This window comes from Spirosoma agri, from assembly GCF_010747415.1.
Taxonomy (GTDB): domain Bacteria; phylum Bacteroidota; class Bacteroidia; order Cytophagales; family Spirosomataceae; genus Spirosoma; species Spirosoma agri.
This window is the reverse complement of the sequence record NZ_JAAGNZ010000001.1, coordinates 3,009,716-3,028,112: the sequence shown is the minus strand read 5'-3', so window position 1 is coordinate 3,028,112 and position 18,397 is coordinate 3,009,716. Positions and strand designations below refer to the sequence as shown.

The window sequence follows — 18,397 nt, the reverse complement described above, 5'->3', positions numbered from 1 at the left end:
AAAAATACATCATACCGTATAGATCATACATCAGAATAAGTGGTTTACAGTTGTAGGTAAGCCGCGGGTACCCACAAATTAACTCAGTACAAAAATGATTGCGCAGGACGAACAAATCCGCGTAACGCTACCCGACGGGAGCGTTCGGCAGTATCCAAAAGGAAGCACCGGGCTGGATATTGCCACCCAAATCAGCGAAGGATTGGCCCGCAACGTGCTGGCCGCCAAAGTGAATGGGGTCATTCAGGACGCCACGCGGCCAATCGATGTGGATGCGAACATCCAGCTCCTGACCTGGAACGATCCCGAAGGCAAAGCGACCTTCTGGCACTCGTCGGCGCACTTACTCGCCGAAGCCCTTGAAGCCTTGTATCCGGGCGTCAAGTTCGGCATCGGTCCCGCCGTCGAAACCGGATTCTACTACGATGTTGACCTCAATGGTCAGCCCTTCTCGCAGGAGGATTTCAAAAAGGTGGAGGACAAAATGCTGGAACTGGCCCGTCAGAAACAGCCTTACGTCCGCACACCGATGAGCAAAGCCGATGCGATTGCCTATTTCGAGGAAAAAGGGGATCCCTATAAACTCGACCTGCTCGAAGGACTCGACGATGGCACAATCACGTTCTACAGCCAGGGCGCTTTCACCGACCTGTGCCGGGGACCGCATATCCCGAATACGAGCTTTATCAAAGCCGCCAAACTCATGAACGTGGCCGGTGCTTACTGGCGCGGTAATGAGAAAAATAAGCAGCTCACCCGGATCTACGCCGTTACGTATCCCAAGCAGAAAGAACTCGACGAATACCTGTACCTGCTCGAAGAAGCCAAAAAACGCGATCACCGTAAGCTGGGTAAGGAACTCGAACTGTTCGCCTTTTCGGAGAAAGTAGGGCAGGGGCTACCCCTGTGGCTCCCCAAAGGAACCATGCTGCGCGAGCGGCTGGAAAACTTCCTGCGAAAAGCGCAGGTACGGGCGGGCTATTTGCAGGTCGTTACTCCACACATTGGCAGCAAGCAGCTCTACGTCACATCGGGGCACTGGGATAAATACGGCGAAGATTCGTTCCAGCCGATCAAAACACCCGACCCGAACGAGGAGTTTCTGCTCAAGCCGATGAACTGCCCGCACCACTGCGAGATCTATAAAACCAAGCCGCGTTCCTACCGCGATCTGCCCCTGCGACTGGCCGAATTCGGCACCGTTTACCGCTACGAGCAGTCGGGCGAATTGCACGGACTTACCCGGGTGCGCGGCTTCACGCAGGATGATGCGCACATCTTCTGCCGGCCCGATCAGGTGAAGGAAGAGTTCATGAAAGTGATCGATCTGGTCCTGTATGTGTTCCGGTCGCTCGGCTTCAATGACTACAGCGCCCAGATTTCCCTGCGTGATCCGGAAAATAAAACGAAGTATATCGGTTCGGACGAGCTGTGGGAAAAAGCCGAAGCGGCTATCATCGAGTCGGCCGCCGAAAAAGGGTTACCAACCGTCACGGAGTTGGGCGAAGCGGCCTTCTATGGTCCCAAGCTCGACTTTATGGTCCGCGATGCCCTCGGCCGGAAATGGCAGCTCGGTACGATTCAGGTCGATTACAACCTGCCGAACCGGTTCGAACTGGAATACATCGGCGCGGATAACCAGAAGCACCGGCCCGTAATGATCCACCGGGCCCCGTTCGGGTCGATGGAGCGGTTTATCGCGATCCTGATCGAGAATTCGGCGGGTAATTTTCCGCTCTGGCTTTCGCCCGAACAGATTGCGATCCTGCCGATTTCGGAGAAATACGAAGCCTACGCCAACGAGCTGTTCTTCACGTTGCAGGAGCACGATATCCGGGGCGTCGTCGACCTGCGCGATGAGAAGATCGGTCGTAAAATCCGCGATGCGGAAGTAAATAAAGTGCCCTTCATGCTTATCGTTGGCGAGAAAGAAGCCGCCGAAGGGGCCGTGTCAGTCCGCCGAAAAGGGCAGGGCGATCTGGGGAGCATGTCCATCGATGAGTTTGTGAAAACATTCCAGGCGGAGGTGAAGATCTAAGCGCTTCAGAACGATACGATTGTCATTGGCTGCTGTGCCCGTTGTTCCGCAGGAGTCAATGACAATCGCATAAATTTATTAACGGGTTTAAACTTGCGCAGAATCAGTATTTTCAATAGTTTCCCGAACTTTTTAGAACAGCGAACGTTATCCAAGCGATTTAAAAATTAGTTACACTAAACATAATCTATGGCATTACCCCAGCGCAGACCACCCCGTCGTGTGGTTGAAGAACCGTACAAAGTTAATGAGCGCATTTTGGCCCGCGAGGTGCGGGTGGTCGGTGAAAATGTAGAGCAGGGAATCTACGATATAAATAAGGCGCAGGCGTTGGCCAAAGCGCAGAACCTCGATCTGGTTGAGGTATCTCCCAATGCGGTGCCCCCCGTCTGCCGTATCGTTGACTACTCCAAGTTCAAATACGAGCAGAAAAAGAAGCAGAAAGAAATCAAGGCGAACGCGACCAAGGTTGTTATCAAAGAAATTCGGTTCGGTCCCAATACCGACGATCATGACTTCGAATTTAAGCTCAAACATGCCGTCAACTTTCTGAAAGAAGGCGCTAAAGTGAAAGCCTACGTTCAGTTCGTTGGGCGGGCCATTGTCTTCAAAGATCGTGGTTTTCAGCTGCTGGAACGCTTTTCCAAGGGGCTCGAAGAGTTCGGTAAAGTAGAAGCGGAACCCAGGCTCGAAGGCAAGCGCATGACCATGTTCCTGGCTCCGAAGGCGGTTGTCGTTAAAAAATAACCAGCGTTGACTGGCTTTCACACTCGTTGATAACGCCCGGTTCGGCCTTACTTTAGCGCTAAAGTGAGGCCGAACCGGGCGTTATCGTTTGCTGAACAGTCTGACAGAACAAGTCGGGCTCCTGGTTCAATCAGACGAAGGCGTGGGCGCTGTCCAGCGCTGAAATTCAGTAGCTATCCATCGAATATTGGCCATTGAGTAGCTGGCATCTGATTTTTTCGTATCTTTGCGGCCTGTTTACTTAATTTTACCTACAAAGCGGTTTACTGAAATGCCAAAAGTAAAAACCAATTCGGCCGCCAAGAAGCGTTTCAAGCTGACGGGCACCGGAAAAATCAAGCGGAAGCACGCCTTCCACAGTCACATCCTGACTAAAAAGACGACCAAACAGAAACGCAATCTGGTGCACGATACGCTGGTATTCCCAGCCGATGAGCGTCGGATCAAAGCGTTGCTGAACGTCTAGGACAAAAAAGAAGAGACGCCGTTGCGTCTTGGTTTCACGTTTCACCCGATGCCTGGCCCGAAAGAGAATGAAGACTAAAGGATGAGGAATGAATAGGCACTGATCGATGATCAGTCGTTACCATTCACGGCCCCACTCTACACGTTTCTTCCGCCAGCTGTCAAAAAACAACTTAAAATATGCCACGTTCCGTCAATCACGTTGCCTCACGGGCGCGTCGGAAGAAAGTAATGAAGCTGGCCAAAGGTTATTTCGGTCGGCGTAAAAATGTTTGGACGGTTGCTAAGAACGCCGTCGAAAAAGGCTTAGGCTACGCGTATCGCGATCGCCGTGCCAAAAAGCGGGATTTCCGTGGTCTCTGGATCCAGCGTATCAACGCGGGTGCCCGGATCAATGGACTCTCGTACTCGGCGCTGATGGGTGCCCTGAACAAATCAGGCATCGAACTGAACCGCAAAGTATTGGCTGATCTGGCCATGAACCACCCGGAAGCATTTGCCGCCGTTGTGGAACAAGTGAAGTAAACAGACCTTCGACGATAAGAAGCCCCGGTGATGAGCCGGGGCTTCTTTGTTTATGGCGTTAGGCTCGGAACGATTCGGTTACCAGAGCGACTAAATACTACGTCTGGACCAGTTTCGTTTGGATACCGGCCCGTTCGCCATCGGTTTGGATGCCGAGCAGAAACACGTCGATTTCGGTTTCGCCCGCGTAAAAGACCTGCCGATCCGTTAACTCACTTTCCAGCAGCTGTTTCAGTTGTTGAAATTTTTTGGTTCGTGCCTTTTCATCATCATTATACCAGTCTTCGTCCGTGATGACGGGTTCCCAGAACTCCGCTTCCGGTATTTCGTCGACCCGAACTGCGGGCGGAAGCATCTGCCAGTCTTTAATCTGGCTAACAGTTAGCGGTTCTTTCTGGTTAAGGTAACACGTTACGAACGCAACGGGCTCGTCGGATTCGCTGGGATAGCGCAAATCGGTCAGCAAGCCAGTCAGCTGATCGGTTAGGGTTGTTTTTTCCGGGGGCTGACCACTACTTTTTGGGTCTTCGTTCGTCATAGAGTGCATACTAGTTGATGACAAAGTAACGGATCAAATTCAAGAGGTTGTCGTAAACTGTTTACTTTTAGCGTGGCGTATGACCAAATCTATTCCCGTTACTCCTAAAAACAAATAGACCATGTTAGAAACATTAATGAATCTGGTCCGGCAACACGCCGGTCCGACAATTACCAGCAACCCGGCTATTCCGAACAACCAGAGCGACAGTGTCATGCAAACGGTTGCCGGCAGCATCATGAGCGGTCTGGGTCAGCAGGCGCAGGGTGGCGGTTTGAGTGATCTGCTCGGTATGGTGGTCAACGGCGGCAATGTGCAACAAAGCCCCGTTACGGCCGGTGTTCAGGAGCACGTAGAACAGAATCTGATGCAAAAACTGGGCATTTCGCCCCAGGTAGCCATGTCGATTGCCACGGCGGTCGTACCGATGGTGCTCAGCAAACTAATGAACAAAGCATCGGATCCGAATGATTCGAGCGTAGATGGTAACTCGATCTTAGGCGCAGCCACGGGCAAACAGGGGGTTGACTGGATGGGCATGGCTGGTTCAGCGATGGCCGATGGTAAACTTGACATGAACGACCTGATGCGTGTCGCGGGTCAGCAGGGCGGTGGTAGCGGTGGACTCGGCGGTATGCTGGGTGGTCTGTTTGGCGGACGCTAAACTGGTTTATACGACGGACTGGCTCGCCAGTCCGAGAGGTCAAAAGTCCCGCCTGATCGGCCGCTTGCTGAGCGGCTGCCGGGCGGGACTCTCTGGTATCAGGCGGGACACGGATGCCCTGGTTTGTCGTGTACGTACTGTCAGAGTTTGCCCGGTAACGAGCGATCTGAACGTCATTATGGCCCATCTGGTCGACTTACTCTGACAATCTGACAGCAAAACGAACAAGTTGATGCGGCTGGCATTTGTATTGTTAGATAGGACATGTCTGTCAGTCTATATGTACAGCAAGAAGACGCTAAACTCACAATTGACTATATAACATGGGAAAGATTATTGGTATTGACTTAGGCACCACCAACTCGTGTGTGGCCGTGATGGAAGGTAACGAGCCGGTCGTGATTCCTAACTCGGAAGGAGCACGGACAACGCCGTCGGTCGTCGCGTTTATGGACAACGGCAACGGCGAGCGTAAAGTTGGTGCACCAGCCAAACGTCAGGCGATCACCAACCCGAAAAATACGATTTCCTCGATCAAGCGTTTCATGGGTAAACGCTATAATGAGGTAACCAACGAAACCAAGAACGTTGCGTACGACGTTGAAAACGGCCCTAACGGAACGCCACGCGTTCGCATCGGCGACCGTCAATATACACCCCAGGAGCTTTCGGCTCTGATTCTGCAGAAAATGAAGCAGACGGCTGAAGATTACCTGGGTCAGACCGTAACCGAAGCCGTTATCACGGTTCCGGCCTATTTTAACGATGCTGAGCGTCAGGCCACCAAAGAAGCGGGTCAGATTGCCGGTCTCGACGTGAAACGGATCATCAACGAACCAACCGCAGCCGCACTGGCGTACGGGCTGGACAAAACGAATCACGATCAGAAAATTGCCGTATTTGACCTGGGTGGCGGTACGTTCGATATTTCGATCCTGGAACTCGGTGACGGCGTATTTGAAGTAAAATCGACCGATGGGGATACCCACCTGGGCGGTGACGACTTCGATCAGGTCATTATCGACTGGCTCGCCGACGAGTTCAAAAAAGACGAAGCCATCGATCTTCGTCAGGACCCAATGGCCCTGCAACGGTTGAAAGAAGCCGCGGAAAAAGCAAAAGTTGAACTATCGAGCTCTAACTCGACGGAGATCAACCTGCCTTATATCATGCCGGTAAACGGTATTCCGAAACACCTTGTGCGGACACTGAGCCGGGCGAAATTCGAGCAGTTAGCCGATTCGCTGGTTCAGCGGAGCCTCGAACCCTGCCGTCGGGCGTTGAAAAACTCGGGCCTCTCGGCCAGCCAGATCGATGAAGTGATTCTGGTGGGTGGGTCGACCCGGATTCCGAAAGTGCAGGAAGAAGTGGAAAAACTGTTCGGTAAAAAACCGTCGAAAGCCGTTAACCCCGACGAAGCGGTAGCCATTGGTGCTGCGATTCAGGGTGGTGTCTTGACCGGTGAAGTGAAAGATGTGTTGCTGCTCGACGTTATCCCGCTGTCGCTGGGTATTGAAACCATGGGCGGTGTATTCACCAAAATGGTGGATGCCAACACAACGATTCCGAGCAAAAAAGTTGAAACCTACTCGACCGCGTCGGACAATCAGCCAAGCGTAGAGATCAACATTTTGCAGGGTGAGCGGCCAATGGCAGCTCAGAACCGTCAATTGGGCCGGTTTATCCTGTCCGACATTCCACCGGCACCGCGTGGTGTTCCTCAGATCGAGGTGACCTTCGACGTCGATGCCAACGGTATCCTGCACGTAACGGCTAAAGATAAAGGTACGGGTAAAGAGCAGAAGATCCGGATTGAAGCATCGAGCGGCTTGACCGACGCTGAAATCACCCGGATGCGCGAAGAAGCCAAAGCCAACGAAGCTGCCGATAAACTGGAGCGTGAAACGATCGAGAAAGTCAACCAGGCCGACTCGATGGTGTTCCAGACCGAGAAGCAATTGAAGGAGTACGGTGATAAACTGACGGAGCCGAACAAAACCGCCATCGAAGGTGCACTGGCCGAACTCCGTACCGCACACGGTTCCCGCGATCTGGCGGCCATTGATGCGGCTCTGGAAAAACTGAACGGCGCCTGGGCTACGGCATCGACGGATCTTTACAACGCGACCAACGGCGCGGGTGGTCCAACGGACGGAGCTGGCTTCGACGGCGGAAACGCCAATCCTGGTAATCAGGGCCAGCCAGCCGGCGACAACGTTTCGGACGTTCCGTACGAAGAAGTGAAATAAACCGGGATTGATCGGATTCGTCTGATTTCCTTGATTGTATAAAAGCCCCCGCCAGCAATAGCGGGGGCTTTTTGGTTTTGATGCATTTACCGATTCGTTAGCGGCTGTTTTCTCGACTTGGGCCTACAATCGCTCGCTAACGAATCGTAAATGATCACTCCTTCGGTGTTCCTTTCGCCAAGATCATCGTATCAGGAGTAAAAACGGGACAAAATCGCCTTACACTAGCTGGATAGCCACAAAACTTACCAGTCAGTATCAATGACGACACGACGATCGTTTTTAAAAAGTGCCGGAGGAAGTGCCGCACTGGCCACGATAGGGCCGGTTGCCATAGCCTCGACGAAGACGCCCGAAACCAGCACCGCACCGGGCGGTGATCTCTTTAAGCTGGGTATGGCCGGGTATTCCTTCGTGCACTTCAACCTGGAACAGGCACTTGAGATGATGAAGAAAACCGATGTACACTACCTGTGTATCAAGGATTTTCATCTGCCGCTGGCGAGTACGCCCGAACAGATCACCGCCTTTCACGAAAAACTGGCCCAGTCGGGCGTTACGGGCTATGCCGTTGGGCCCATCTACATGAAAACAACGCAGGAAGTCGATAATGCCTTCGCGTATGCCAAACGGGTTGGGGTAAAACTGATCATCGGGGTGCCGAACACGGAGCTGTTGCCCTACGTGGATAAGAAGGTGAAGGAATATGATTTTCGGTTCGCTATCCATAACCACGGTCCTGATATCGCGCTGTACCCCAATGCGATTTCCATCCATAATGCGATCAAAGACCTGGACCCCCGCATTGGTTTCTGCTTCGACATGGGCCACGACCGGCGCAATGGCGATGATCCGGTTGCGGATCTGCAAACCTACGCCAAACGCATTTTCGATATTCACCTCAAGAATGTTACGGCGGCTACCAAAGAAGGAAAGACCTGCGAACTGGGTCGGGGCGTTATCGACATTCCCGCCTTCGTGGATATGCTTCGTAAAGTGAAGTATGACGGAAGCTGTAGCCTGGAGTACGAAAAAGACATGAAAGATCCGCTGGCGGGTATTGCCGAATCGGTCGGTTATTTCAAAGGCGTTTGTGATGCCACCCGCAAACGGAAATCCTGATTGGGTAGCGTCGGTAATCGGGTCGTTCGGGATAGCGCTCCCGGCGCATGAGTACCAGTAAACCAATGAATCAATCTGAAAACGATGGAAAATTCACGAAGAGAGTTTATTAAAAAAGCGGCCCTGAGTACTGCCGGTCTGACGGTTGGGGGACTGGCTACGGGGATGTCAGCGAAAAGTTACGCCAAAATAATCGGGGCCAACGAACGGTTGAACGTCGCCATCGCCGGATTGGGTCGGCGACTGGAAGCCTATTACGAACCGATCTCAAAAAAGAACAGCAACGTCGAGCTGGTATACCTCTGCGACGTGATGCAGAAACAGCGGGAGTCGGCGCTTCAAAAATTCTCGAAGCACATTGACTACAAGCCAAAGCTCGAAAACGATATCCGCAAGGTCATCGCCGATAAAAATGTGGATGTGCTCATCAACGCTACCCCCGACCACTGGCATGCACCGGGAACCTGGATGGCGGTGCAGGGGGGCAAGCACGTATACGTCGAAAAACCCTGTAGCCAGAATCCGCGCGAGGGCGAACTGCTGGTCGAATTCCAGAAGAAATACAATAAGGTCGTTCAGATGGGGAACCAGCAGCGGTCGGCCCTCGAATCCATCGACATCATCAACCAGATTCATAACGGCGTGATCGGTAAGGCGTTCAAAGCCGTTGCGTTCTATGCCAACAGCCGGGGGGAGGTGCCCATCCCGAAGAAAGCGCCCGTTCCTGACGGACTGGATTGGGATCTGTTTCAGGGCCCCGCTCCCCGCACGGCCTATACCCACGACACCTGGGATTACAACTGGCATTGGTACGGCTGGCTCTACGGCACGGCAGAAAGTGGCAACAACGCGACCCACGAACTGGACGTAGCGCGCTGGGCCCTGCAGGTCGAATTTCCGGAGTATGTAACGGTCGAAGCGGCCAAGCGGTATTTCCCCGAAGATGGCTGGGCCGTCTATGATACGATGGATGCCACCTTCCGTTTCCCCGGCGATAAAATCATCAAGTGGGATGGCAAAAGCCGGAACGGGCATAAAACCTACGGCAGCGATCGGGGTACGATTATTTACGGAACCAACGGTACGGTTTACGTTGATCGGGGTGGGTATAAATTATTCAACCGCGATGGCAAGGTCATCAAAGACAGCAAGTCGACTGGCTCTGAAGGTGGAACGGCGCTCGGTGGGGGAGGAGACATGACGACTCGGCATATCCAGAATTTCTTCGAGGCTATCCGGGGAAAAGAAAAACAAAACTCGACCATTGAAGAAGGCGCTCGCAGTACGCTGCTCTGCCACCTGGCCAACATTGCGTACCGGACGAATAAGTCATTTGCCGTCGATGCCAAGAATGGCCATATCCAGGACAAAGAAGCAATGAAGCTGTGGGGACGCGACTATGAGAAAGGCTGGGAGCCTAAGCTTTAGGTAAGCCCGCATAAGCCATACGTTTCAACAAAAAGGCCCGCTAGATTACTAGCGGGCCTTTTTGTTAAAACGTTTTATCAAGTCTGAAATTTAAAATAATACCAAGTAGTATTTTATTGATTATACAAAAAGATCAAAAAAATACTACTTGGTATTATTTGCTGATTCGCGAAGCTCGGGTTAGTCAAAACGATCCTGATGGTCTGGCTATCAGTACACTATAGTAGAACGGGCGGGAAACGTGTCTTTTGGAAGGGTAAGCGAATTCCCTGATTAGCGTATGGCAATTCTTCCGCACGTGCTTAGTTTCCCGTTGGCCGCGTCGTTTTGGCTTTGGCAGTTTCTGGGTCGGTTACACCCGTTGCTCGTTCATTTTCCGGTTGCCCTACTTTGTGTCGCCCTGGTTCTGGAGGGAATCGATTGGTATCGGAAGTCGGCGGACTGGCGTTCGGGAATAACCGCTCTGGTCTGGATCGGGACGATCAGTTCGGTACTGGCCGCCAGTCTGGGGCTGCTGCTGGTCAATCAGGAAGACTATGGCGGAGCGACCGTAACGATCCATCAATGGTCGGGGCTGGCCACGGTGCTGCTGGCGGGTTGCACACTAGCCGCGCTTCGTTCCGGACACATTGTTCTTTACCGGAGCCTGTTGATTGGTACGGTGGCAGGTGTTAGTCTGGCGGGCCATTACGGAGCCAGGCTGACCCACGGCGACGACTACCTGACCAGCGTTCTGCCGGGAAACAAAGGATCGGGTGCACCGTCAACCGGAGAAACGTCGGTTGCGTTTGCCCGAATGGATGGGCCGCTGACAGATAAGCAGGTGGAGGAATTGACCGTGGAGGTCCGGTCGATTCTGGCGCATAATTGCTACAGTTGCCACAGTGCAACCAAAACTAAGGGCAATCTCCGGTTGGACAACAAGGAGCTGGTGCTGAAAGGAGGGAAGCACGGGGCCATTCTGACCGCCGGGTATCCGGAGGCCAGCGAACTCATTCGCCGGATTACGCTGCCGACCGGGGATAAAGAAGTGATGCCAACCAAAGGCAAACGGCTGAGCGAACAAGAAGTGGCTTTGCTTTCGTTCTGGATCAAACAGGGTGCTCCCTGGCCGGATGGGCCCGACAAACCCCTTTATCGTGTGGCCGCGCTGGAACCCCGTTTACCCGCCGTTCCGCCGGCCACGGTCGACATAACCCAACCCATCGATCGATTCGTATCCGCTTATTTCCAGACGAACAAGGTATCCTGGAAAGGCGTCGTAGACGACCGGACGTACATTCGGCGGGTCTATCTGGATGTTGTCGGGTTGCTGCCGTCCCCGAAGGCGATACAGACATTTATGGCCGACTCCCGGCCCGATAAACGGGAAATTCTGGTCCGCCAGTTGCTTGATCGTAACGAAGCCTACGCCCAACACTGGCTTACGTTCTGGAACGATGCGCTGCGGAATGATTATACGGGTACGGGCTACGTGACCGGTGGACGGGCGGATATGACCACCTGGCTCTATAAGTCGCTGAAAAACAACAAGCCCTACAACTGGTTCGTGCGGGAGCTGATCAGTCCGTCGAAACAATCCGCCGGTTTTATCAAAGGCATTCAGTGGCGCGGAACGATCAACGCCAGCCAGCGAACCGAAATGCAGGCGGCTCAGAACGTGGCCCAGGTGTTGCTGGGGCTTAATCTCAAATGTGCTTCCTGCCACGACAGCTTCATCAGCGACTGGAAACTGGACGACGCGTATGCGTTTGCCAACGTTTTTGCCGATAGTACGTTAGAAATAAATCGCTGCGATAAGCCGACGGGTAAACTGGCCGGGCGTCGACTGCTGTTCAAGGAATTGGGTACGATCAGCGTCGATGCACCCACGGAGCAGCGCCTTCGTGAACTGGCTGATTTCCTGGTGCAACCCAAAGACGGGCGGCTCTATCGTACGGTGGTCAATCGAATCTGGGCACAGCTGATGGGCCGGGGTATCGTGGAACCCGTCGACGCGATGGACAATGTGCCCTGGAGTCAGGACTTGCTGGACTGGCTGGCGTTTGATTTTGTGAAGAACGGCTATGATCTCAAAAAACTGATGTATGCCATTCTCACTTCCAAGACGTATCAATTGCCCTCCGTCGGGGTAAAGGATGCGGGTTTGCTGACGACACCGACGTACGTATTTGATGGAATGGTTCGGCGTCGGCTCACGGCCGAACAGTTTGCCGATGCGGTCAGTCTGTCGTTCGCGCCCATCTACCAGGATACCGCTATCGTGGATCGGTTACCCAAAACGATTCATAAGGCGATTCGTTTCACCCGTGCCGCTCTGGTCAAGAACGATCCGTTCCTGACTGCCCTGGGTCGCCCGAACCGGGAAACGGTTAGCACCAGCCGCACGTCGCAGGCCAACCTGCTACAGGCGCTCGAACTGACCAACGGCTCAACCTTCAATGAAGCCCTGAAGCGGGGGGCCGAACGCTGGAAAAAGAAGGAGCCGTCGTCGGAGCTGATCATCAACCGATTGTACTGGCAGGCATTGGGGCGGGCACCGTTACCGAAAGAAATTACCATCGCCCGGCAGCTGGTCGGCAAAACGCCCACAACGGAGGGTATCCAGGACTTGGTCTGGGCCATTACCCTCCATCCCGAATTTCAGTTGATTTATTGAGGAAAATAGTGAAAGAGTGATTGAGTGAATGAGCGATTAGGGAATATGGGTGAACGAGCGATTGGAGCACTGATGATTGACTGAACAAACAAACGCTGTACTTAATCACTCTTGCGCTCTTTCACTCGTTCGAAAAAAACGGAATCATGAAGCATACGTGGAATAGGAGGGAGTTCATGCAGAAAACCAGCGCGGCCACGCTGGCGGCTTTAGCGGCTGGTGCGCCCATACCGGCTCTGTTGTCGGGCTGTCGCCGGGAGGCAACGTCGGCGTCGATGCGGGGAACGGCGGATACGGTCATTTTGCTCTGGATGGCCGGCGGTATGGCGCATACGGAAACGTTCGATCCTAAAAAATACACCCCGTTCCAGAAAGGAATGGAAGGTAATCGGGTATTAAGTACGTTCAAATCAGTACCTACCGTGCTGGATGGCATCCACTTTTCGGACGGACTCCAGGCCATTGGGCGCGTGATGGACAAAGGCACGCTGATCCGGTCGTACGTAGCGGCTGACATGGGCCATATTCTGCATTCGCGGCACCAGTACCACTGGCATACGTGCTACGAACCCCCGCAAACGGTAGCCGTTCCGCACATCGGGGCCTGGATTGCCAAGGAATTAGGGCCGAAGAATCCGGTCATTCCCGCTTTTGTCGATATTGGTCAGCGATTTACCCTTGGCGAAGGCGAGGAGTTGAAAGCGTTTCATACCGCCGGCTTTCTGGGGAATGAATTTGGTCCGTTCTTTATTCCCGATCCCAGTCAGGGCCTGGATAGCGTCCGGCCGCCGGTTGGCATGGACGCCCGCCGGTTCGAGCGACGGAACCAGCTCTATAACGAGCTCATTAGTAGCAGTCCGGTAGGGGAGTTCGGCAGTGATTATCAGAAAGAATCGCTGAAACGATCGATGGAACAGGCGTACCGACTGCTGAACTCGCCCGAAGCGAAGGCGTTCAATTTACGCACTGAGCCGAAAGCCAGTTACGACGTGTACAATACCGGTCGTTTTGGATTGGGTTGTCTACTCGCCCGTCGGCTGACCGAACAGGGAGCCCGGTTCATTAGCGTCACGACCGAATACGAACCGTTCAAAGGGTGGGATACGCACGAGAATGGCCACTCGCGTTTGGCAAAAATGAAAAAAGAGATTGATGGGCCCGTCGCCCAGCTGATCAAGGATCTGGCCAAAACGGGTCACCTGGACCGGACGCTGGTCGTGGTGGCCAGTGAATTCAGCCGGGACATGATGGTGGAAGGTCGTCCGGACGCGAAAGTGCTCGAACAGGTCGATCAACCCGATGTGCTGTCTGATCCGAAATTTTACGGGATGCACCGGCATTTTACCGACGGCTGTTCCATGCTCCTGTTCGGCGGAGGCATGAAAAAAGGGTTCGTCTACGGAAAGACCGCCGACGAACGCCCCTGCAAAACCATTGAGAACCCCGTGCGTATCGACGGGGTCCACCAGACGATCTACCACGCGCTGGGTATCGCGCCGGATACCCAGTATGAAATCGAGAAGCGCCCTTTCTACACTACGCCCGACGGAAAAGGGCAATCCGTTCCGGCGCTTTTTGCCTAGTTGCCGGTTCGTTTTGGTTTGACCGAACGCGGTTTGGTCGCGGTGCTATCCGGGCTGGTTTGTTTTTTCATCTTCGGACTGCCCGAGCCATCGGGGGAGGCCGACCGGTTTTTGGGGGCCGTTGGCGGTACGTACATATAAGCGCGGGAGGCTCCTTCGTCGGCGATGGTCATGCTGCTGGCGTCGCTGGTTGTCGGGCGTTTCCCGTCGGTCAGGTAGCCCGAACCGGTCGAGGCTGTAGAGCCGCCACTTTTTCCGCCCGTCGTTGATTGCGCCTGCGTAGACTGGCTGATGCCAAGGGCTACGAACATACTAACGGCTGTGAGTATCGTTTTCATCGGTCTTTGTTGTTAAATGGATGTTGGCTAGTAGTTACTGGATACTGGATTTACCGATGGCCTGACTTCGCAGAGCTATTGTCCCGCGTTTACGATCGAGCCAGCGTCCAGCATATACAGGCTCTAACCAGAAAACCCCGCGTAAGTTTTTACCCGATGAAGTACGAGGAACTATTGGACAAAATTCTTGGTTTATTAGACAAAATTCTTATGTTTGTCGTATGATCGTTCAGGACCGCACCGCCCTTGTTTTCGTCGCCCTCAAAGGCGTTCCGGCCATCCGTTTCTTCGAGATCGCTGATCTGACGGGCTACAGACGCGAACAGCTGGCTGAGGTATTCGATACGTCGCTCAAAACATTCCAGCGGTACGAGCGGGAAAAAAAGAAGCTCAATCCGCAGGATAGTGAAAAGGTGCTGAAAATCATGGCTCTTTTTCAGGCGGGTGAATCGGTCTTTGGCTCGGCGGAATCGTTCCGGCGGTGGATGGATAAGCCTGCGTATGGCCTGGGTAACCAGATCCCCTTTGTGCTGCTTCACACATCGGGCGGTATTGATCTCGTAATGGATGAGGTGACCCGTATCGAGTACGGCGATCTGGCCTGACGATCGTTGACACCATCCATGTTCATTCATCGTCATTGTTGACCGCTCCAGGTCGATACCCCCGTACGGTACATGCTCGTTTATCGAATCACCAAAGCTGTTTATGCCGATCGGCTGGTAGCGTCCGGCGGGGCCGCCCGGTGGAATAGTCGTGGCCAGTTCGTGATCTACACAGCCGCTACGCGCGCGCTGGCCTGTCTCGAAAATGTGGTCCATCGGGGCGGGGAGGGGCTGCAGGAAACCTTCCGGGTGATGGTGATCGATGTACCTGATACCCTGCTTATTGACACAATCCAGGCTGAATCGCTGCCCGACGACTGGTTCGATTTCCGGCAGTACGATGCCTGTCAGCGACTGGGCGGGGAGTGGCTGCGGAGCGGTCGGTCGGCGGTGTTGCGGGTGCCCTCGGCGATCATTCCCCACGAGTCGAACTACCTGCTCAACCCGGCCCATCCCGACTTCAGCCGTATTGTGTTACAGCAGACGGAGCCGTTTCTATTCGACCCCCGAATCAAATCCTGATCAAACGTATAGACGATCCGTCGGGCTGGTACGGCCCCACCGGATCGTATGTTTTAGTTGAAACAGAATTGTATTTCGTCTGGATACTACGCGGACAGAAAATTGCCGATTTTTCGATTCGGAACGCGTTCATTTTTTGCCGATCCAGGGCAGTTCAGGCCACATATACGGGATTATTTCGCTTTTCTTCTGAAAATTTTGTATATTTGTCTATAGAGCGGCCTGCGTCTGTCAGACGAGCCGAAATAGTAATTTTCTGCGAAACTCCAACTTGAACATGGCGGAAGAAAATCCCGACCTCGAATTTCCCAGTAACATCATTCCCATCAACATTGAGGACGAAATGCGGGGTGCCTACATTGATTACTCAATGTCAGTTATCATCTCGCGGGCGCTGCCCGACGTTCGTGACGGGTTGAAACCGGTTCACCGACGGGTGTTGTTCGGAATGGCTGAACTGGGCGTTAACTATAACAAACCCCACAAGAAATCGGCCCGTATCGTTGGGGAAGTACTGGGTAAATACCACCCGCATGGTGACTCATCCGTTTACGATACCATGGTCCGGATGGCCCAGGACTGGTCGTTGCGCTATCCCCTCGTTGACGGGCAGGGTAACTTTGGGTCCATCGACGGCGATTCACCGGCGGCTATGCGGTATACCGAGGCCCGGCTGAAGCGGATTGCCGAAGAATTGCTGACCGATATTTACAAGGAAACGGTTGACTTTCAGTCGAACTTCGATGATTCGTTGCAGGAGCCAACCGTAATGCCGGGTAAACTGCCCAACCTGCTGCTTAACGGCTCGTCGGGGATCGCGGTCGGTATGGCGACCAACATGGCTCCCCATAACCTGACCGAAGTTGTCGATGGCATCATTGCCTACATGGACAACAACGAGATCACGATTGAAGACTTGATGCAATTCGTCAAAGCCCCCGATTTCCCAACGGGTGCGACGATCTACGGGATGGAAGGCGTCAAGTCCGCGTTCAAGACCGGTCGTGGCCGGGTGGTGATGCGGGCGAATGCAACCATCGAAGAAAATCGCGGCAAAACCCAGATCATCGTGACGGACGTTCCGTATATGGTCAACAAAGCGGTGATGCTCGAAAAAACGGCGGAACTGATCAACGATAAAAAGATCGAAGGCATCGCGGCTTTCCGCGATGAGTCGGACCGGGACGGACTGCGGGTCGTGTATGATCTGCGGAAGGATGCCATTCCGAACGTCGTTCTGAACAACCTGTATAAGCATACGGCCCTGCAATCCTCGTTCAGTATCAATAACGTCGCGCTCGTGAAAGGGCGGCCGATGCTGTTGAACCTGAAGGATATGATGAAGTACTACGTCGAGCACCGCTTCGAGGTAGTGACCCGCCGGACGCAGTACGAATTGCGCGAAGCCGAAAAACGGGCGCATATTTTGGAAGGGCTGCTGATTGCGCTTGATCACATCGACGCCGTTATTACCCTGATCCGGTCGTCGCGTGATTCAGAAATTGCCCGTACGGGTCTGATGACGCAGTTCTCGCTCAGCGATTTACAGGCGAAAGCGATTCTGGAAATGCGTCTGCAACGGCTTACCGGGCTGGAACGCGACAAGCTACAGGCCGAGTTCGACGAGCTGATGCGTGAAATCACGAACCTGAGAGAAATTCTGGCCAGTGAAGAACGGAAGCGGCAGGTGATCAAAGACGAACTGATCGACATCCGGGCGCGCTACGGCGACGAACGACGGACGCAGATTAATCCCCTCGGTGACGGGAACATCAGCGATCTCTCGCTGATCGCCGATGAGGACATGATCATCACCATCTCGCACGAAGGGTATATTAAACGGACACCAACCACCGAATACCGGTCGCAGAGCCGGGGTGGCGTAGGAGCGAAGGCGGCAGCGTCTAAAGAGGAAGACTTTACGGAACACCTCTTTACGGCGACCATGCACAACACCCTGCTCGCGTTCACGCAGAAAGGGCGTTTATACTGGTTACCCGTTTACGAATTGCCGGAAGGATCGCGGGTATCGAAAGGACGACCCCTAGCTAACTTCATCAATATCGAATCTGACGACAAAGTACGGGCGGTCATCAACGTAACAGACCTGAAAAACGAGGACTACATCAACAACAATTACATTGTGATGTGTACGCGTCAGGGAACGATCAAAAAGACGATGCTGGAAGCCTTCTCGCGCCCCCGTCAGAATGGCATCATTGCCATCACGATCGATGAGGACGATCAGCTGATCGGGGTTTGTCTGACCAACGGAGACAATGATATCGTCATTGCGTCGAGTGCGGGTAAAGCCGTTCGGTTCCACGAAAGTCGTGTTCGTCCGATGGGCCGCACGGCCGCCGGGGTGCGAGGCATATCCCTGGACGACGACGACACGACCGACCACGTTATCGGCATGGTTTGTATCGCGTCGACCGATGCCCAGTTACTGGTCGTTTCGGTAAATGGCTACGGCAAGCGATCCGAGATTGACGGTTATCGGATCACCAACCGGGGAGCCAAAGGTGTTGGTACGCTGAAAGTTACCGAAAAAGTAGGCCGGCTGGTGGCGGTACTCGACGTGGAAGACAACGACGACCTGATGATCATCAACAAGTCCGGTATTGCCATCCGGACCCCGGTGAATGCGATCAGCGTTATTGGCCGCAACACGCAGGGCGTTCGGTTGATCAGTCTGCGCGACGGGGATGCCATATCGTCGGTCACAAAAATTAAACACGAGGAAGTGGATGAAGTCCCTCCGGCCGAGTCGGATGAAATAACCGAGTAACTCACTCACTGATAGTCGCTTGAGCCGCTGGCGTTGATTGGATAATCAGCCCGGCGGCTCAAACAATTTACGGGTGGTCATGCTTATACAGACAGATTCCTTAAATTCGTTCCTGAAAGATAA

The 18,397-nt window shown here is 53.6% G+C and carries 15 protein-coding genes; 13 read left to right on the top strand and 2 right to left on the bottom strand.

The genetic code is table 11. From position 1 onward, the window contains the following. Positions 1–94: 94 nt before the first annotated feature. From thrS to rplT, 4 genes are all read left to right on the top strand, one after another. Positions 95–2,038, top strand: coding sequence for a threonine--tRNA ligase (gene thrS, locus GK091_RS12590; protein ID WP_164038231.1), 1,944 nt, complete (start codon positions 95–97; stop codon positions 2,036–2,038). A 189-nt stretch (positions 2,039–2,227) separates the two neighbouring features. Further along, a complete protein-coding gene (gene infC, locus GK091_RS12585) occupies positions 2,228–2,785 on the top strand; it encodes a translation initiation factor IF-3 (protein ID WP_164038227.1) in 558 nt (185 codons plus the stop codon). Between the two features lie 271 nt (positions 2,786–3,056). After that, the gene (rpmI, locus tag GK091_RS12580) at positions 3,057–3,251 is read left to right on the top strand and encodes a 50S ribosomal protein L35 (RefSeq protein WP_162384346.1); all 195 of its coding nucleotides are present in this window, start codon (positions 3,057–3,059) and stop codon (positions 3,249–3,251) included. A gap of 179 nt (positions 3,252–3,430) precedes the next feature. After that, positions 3,431–3,775, top strand: a complete 345-nt coding sequence (rplT, locus tag GK091_RS12575) for a 50S ribosomal protein L20 (RefSeq protein WP_164038223.1) — start codon at positions 3,431–3,433, stop codon at positions 3,773–3,775. A 97-nt stretch (positions 3,776–3,872) separates the two neighbouring features. Here the strand turns inward: rplT and GK091_RS12570 are convergent, their stop codons facing one another. After that, the gene (locus GK091_RS12570) at positions 3,873–4,313 is read right to left on the bottom strand and encodes a nuclease A inhibitor family protein (protein ID WP_164038220.1); all 441 of its coding nucleotides are present in this window, start codon (positions 4,311–4,313) and stop codon (positions 3,873–3,875) included. Positions 4,314–4,434: 121 nt separating this feature from the next. On the opposite strand from GK091_RS12570, the gene GK091_RS12565 reads away from it, so the two are divergent. From GK091_RS12565 to GK091_RS12540, 6 genes are all read left to right on the top strand, one after another. Beyond that, positions 4,435–4,977, top strand: a complete 543-nt coding sequence (locus GK091_RS12565; protein ID WP_164038218.1) for a DUF937 domain-containing protein — start codon at positions 4,435–4,437, stop codon at positions 4,975–4,977. Positions 4,978–5,300: 323 nt separating this feature from the next. Continuing rightward, on the top strand, positions 5,301–7,226 hold the full coding sequence (dnaK, locus tag GK091_RS12560; RefSeq protein WP_164038215.1) for a molecular chaperone DnaK: 1,926 nt from the start codon (positions 5,301–5,303) through the stop codon (positions 7,224–7,226). A 261-nt stretch (positions 7,227–7,487) separates the two neighbouring features. Continuing rightward, a complete protein-coding gene (locus tag GK091_RS12555) occupies positions 7,488–8,348 on the top strand; it encodes a TIM barrel protein (protein WP_164038212.1) in 861 nt (286 codons plus the stop codon). Positions 8,349–8,432: 84 nt separating this feature from the next. Continuing rightward, complete coding sequence (locus GK091_RS12550; RefSeq protein ID WP_164038209.1) at positions 8,433–9,776, top strand: Gfo/Idh/MocA family protein; 1,344 nt, start codon at positions 8,433–8,435, stop codon at positions 9,774–9,776. A gap of 280 nt (positions 9,777–10,056) precedes the next feature. Further along, positions 10,057–12,435, top strand: coding sequence for a DUF1549 domain-containing protein (locus GK091_RS12545; protein WP_164038206.1), 2,379 nt, complete (start codon positions 10,057–10,059; stop codon positions 12,433–12,435). 146 nt (positions 12,436–12,581) lie between these two features. Further along, complete coding sequence (locus GK091_RS12540) at positions 12,582–14,018, top strand: DUF1501 domain-containing protein (RefSeq protein WP_164038202.1); 1,437 nt, start codon at positions 12,582–12,584, stop codon at positions 14,016–14,018. Here GK091_RS12540 and GK091_RS12535 read toward each other — a convergent pair. Further along, positions 14,015–14,356 carry a hypothetical protein gene (locus tag GK091_RS12535; RefSeq protein ID WP_164038199.1) on the bottom strand — a complete coding sequence of 114 codons (342 nt, stop codon included), beginning with the start codon at positions 14,354–14,356 and terminating at the stop codon, positions 14,015–14,017. The genes GK091_RS12540 and GK091_RS12535 overlap by 4 nt on opposite strands. Before the next feature lie 221 nt (positions 14,357–14,577). Here GK091_RS12535 and parS point away from each other — a divergent pair, with 221 nt between their 5' ends. The 3 genes from parS to gyrA all read left to right on the top strand — a co-directional run bounded on the left by parS (position 14,578) and on the right by gyrA (position 18,274). After that, complete coding sequence (gene parS / locus GK091_RS12530; protein ID WP_164038197.1) at positions 14,578–14,961, top strand: type II RES/Xre toxin-antitoxin system antitoxin; 384 nt, start codon at positions 14,578–14,580, stop codon at positions 14,959–14,961. Between the two features lie 72 nt (positions 14,962–15,033). After that, complete coding sequence (locus GK091_RS12525; protein WP_164038194.1) at positions 15,034–15,483, top strand: RES family NAD+ phosphorylase; 450 nt, start codon at positions 15,034–15,036, stop codon at positions 15,481–15,483. A 277-nt stretch (positions 15,484–15,760) separates the two neighbouring features. Beyond that, positions 15,761–18,274: a DNA gyrase subunit A gene (gene gyrA, locus GK091_RS12520; RefSeq protein WP_164038192.1), complete on the top strand. Its 2,514-nt coding sequence runs from the start codon at positions 15,761–15,763 to the stop codon at positions 18,272–18,274. Positions 18,275–18,397 lie beyond the last annotated feature (123 nt).

Coding starts and splice junctions, on each gene's coding strand:
- thrS (WP_164038231.1), top strand. CDS start 95: ATGATTGCGCAGGACGAACAAATCCGCGTAACGCTACCCGACGGGAGC.
- infC (WP_164038227.1), top strand. CDS start 2,228: ATGGCATTACCCCAGCGCAGACCACCCCGTCGTGTGGTTGAAGAACCG.
- rpmI (WP_162384346.1), top strand. CDS start 3,057: ATGCCAAAAGTAAAAACCAATTCGGCCGCCAAGAAGCGTTTCAAGCTG.
- rplT (WP_164038223.1), top strand. CDS start 3,431: ATGCCACGTTCCGTCAATCACGTTGCCTCACGGGCGCGTCGGAAGAAA.
- GK091_RS12570 (WP_164038220.1), bottom strand. CDS start 4,313: ATGACGAACGAAGACCCAAAAAGTAGTGGTCAGCCCCCGGAAAAAACA.
- GK091_RS12565 (WP_164038218.1), top strand. CDS start 4,435: ATGTTAGAAACATTAATGAATCTGGTCCGGCAACACGCCGGTCCGACA.
- dnaK (WP_164038215.1), top strand. CDS start 5,301: ATGGGAAAGATTATTGGTATTGACTTAGGCACCACCAACTCGTGTGTG.
- GK091_RS12555 (WP_164038212.1), top strand. CDS start 7,488: ATGACGACACGACGATCGTTTTTAAAAAGTGCCGGAGGAAGTGCCGCA.
- GK091_RS12550 (WP_164038209.1), top strand. CDS start 8,433: ATGGAAAATTCACGAAGAGAGTTTATTAAAAAAGCGGCCCTGAGTACT.
- GK091_RS12545 (WP_164038206.1), top strand. CDS start 10,057: ATGGCAATTCTTCCGCACGTGCTTAGTTTCCCGTTGGCCGCGTCGTTT.
- GK091_RS12540 (WP_164038202.1), top strand. CDS start 12,582: ATGAAGCATACGTGGAATAGGAGGGAGTTCATGCAGAAAACCAGCGCG.
- GK091_RS12535 (WP_164038199.1), bottom strand. CDS start 14,356: ATGAAAACGATACTCACAGCCGTTAGTATGTTCGTAGCCCTTGGCATC.
- parS (WP_164038197.1), top strand. CDS start 14,578: ATGATCGTTCAGGACCGCACCGCCCTTGTTTTCGTCGCCCTCAAAGGC.
- GK091_RS12525 (WP_164038194.1), top strand. CDS start 15,034: ATGCTCGTTTATCGAATCACCAAAGCTGTTTATGCCGATCGGCTGGTA.
- gyrA (WP_164038192.1), top strand. CDS start 15,761: ATGGCGGAAGAAAATCCCGACCTCGAATTTCCCAGTAACATCATTCCC.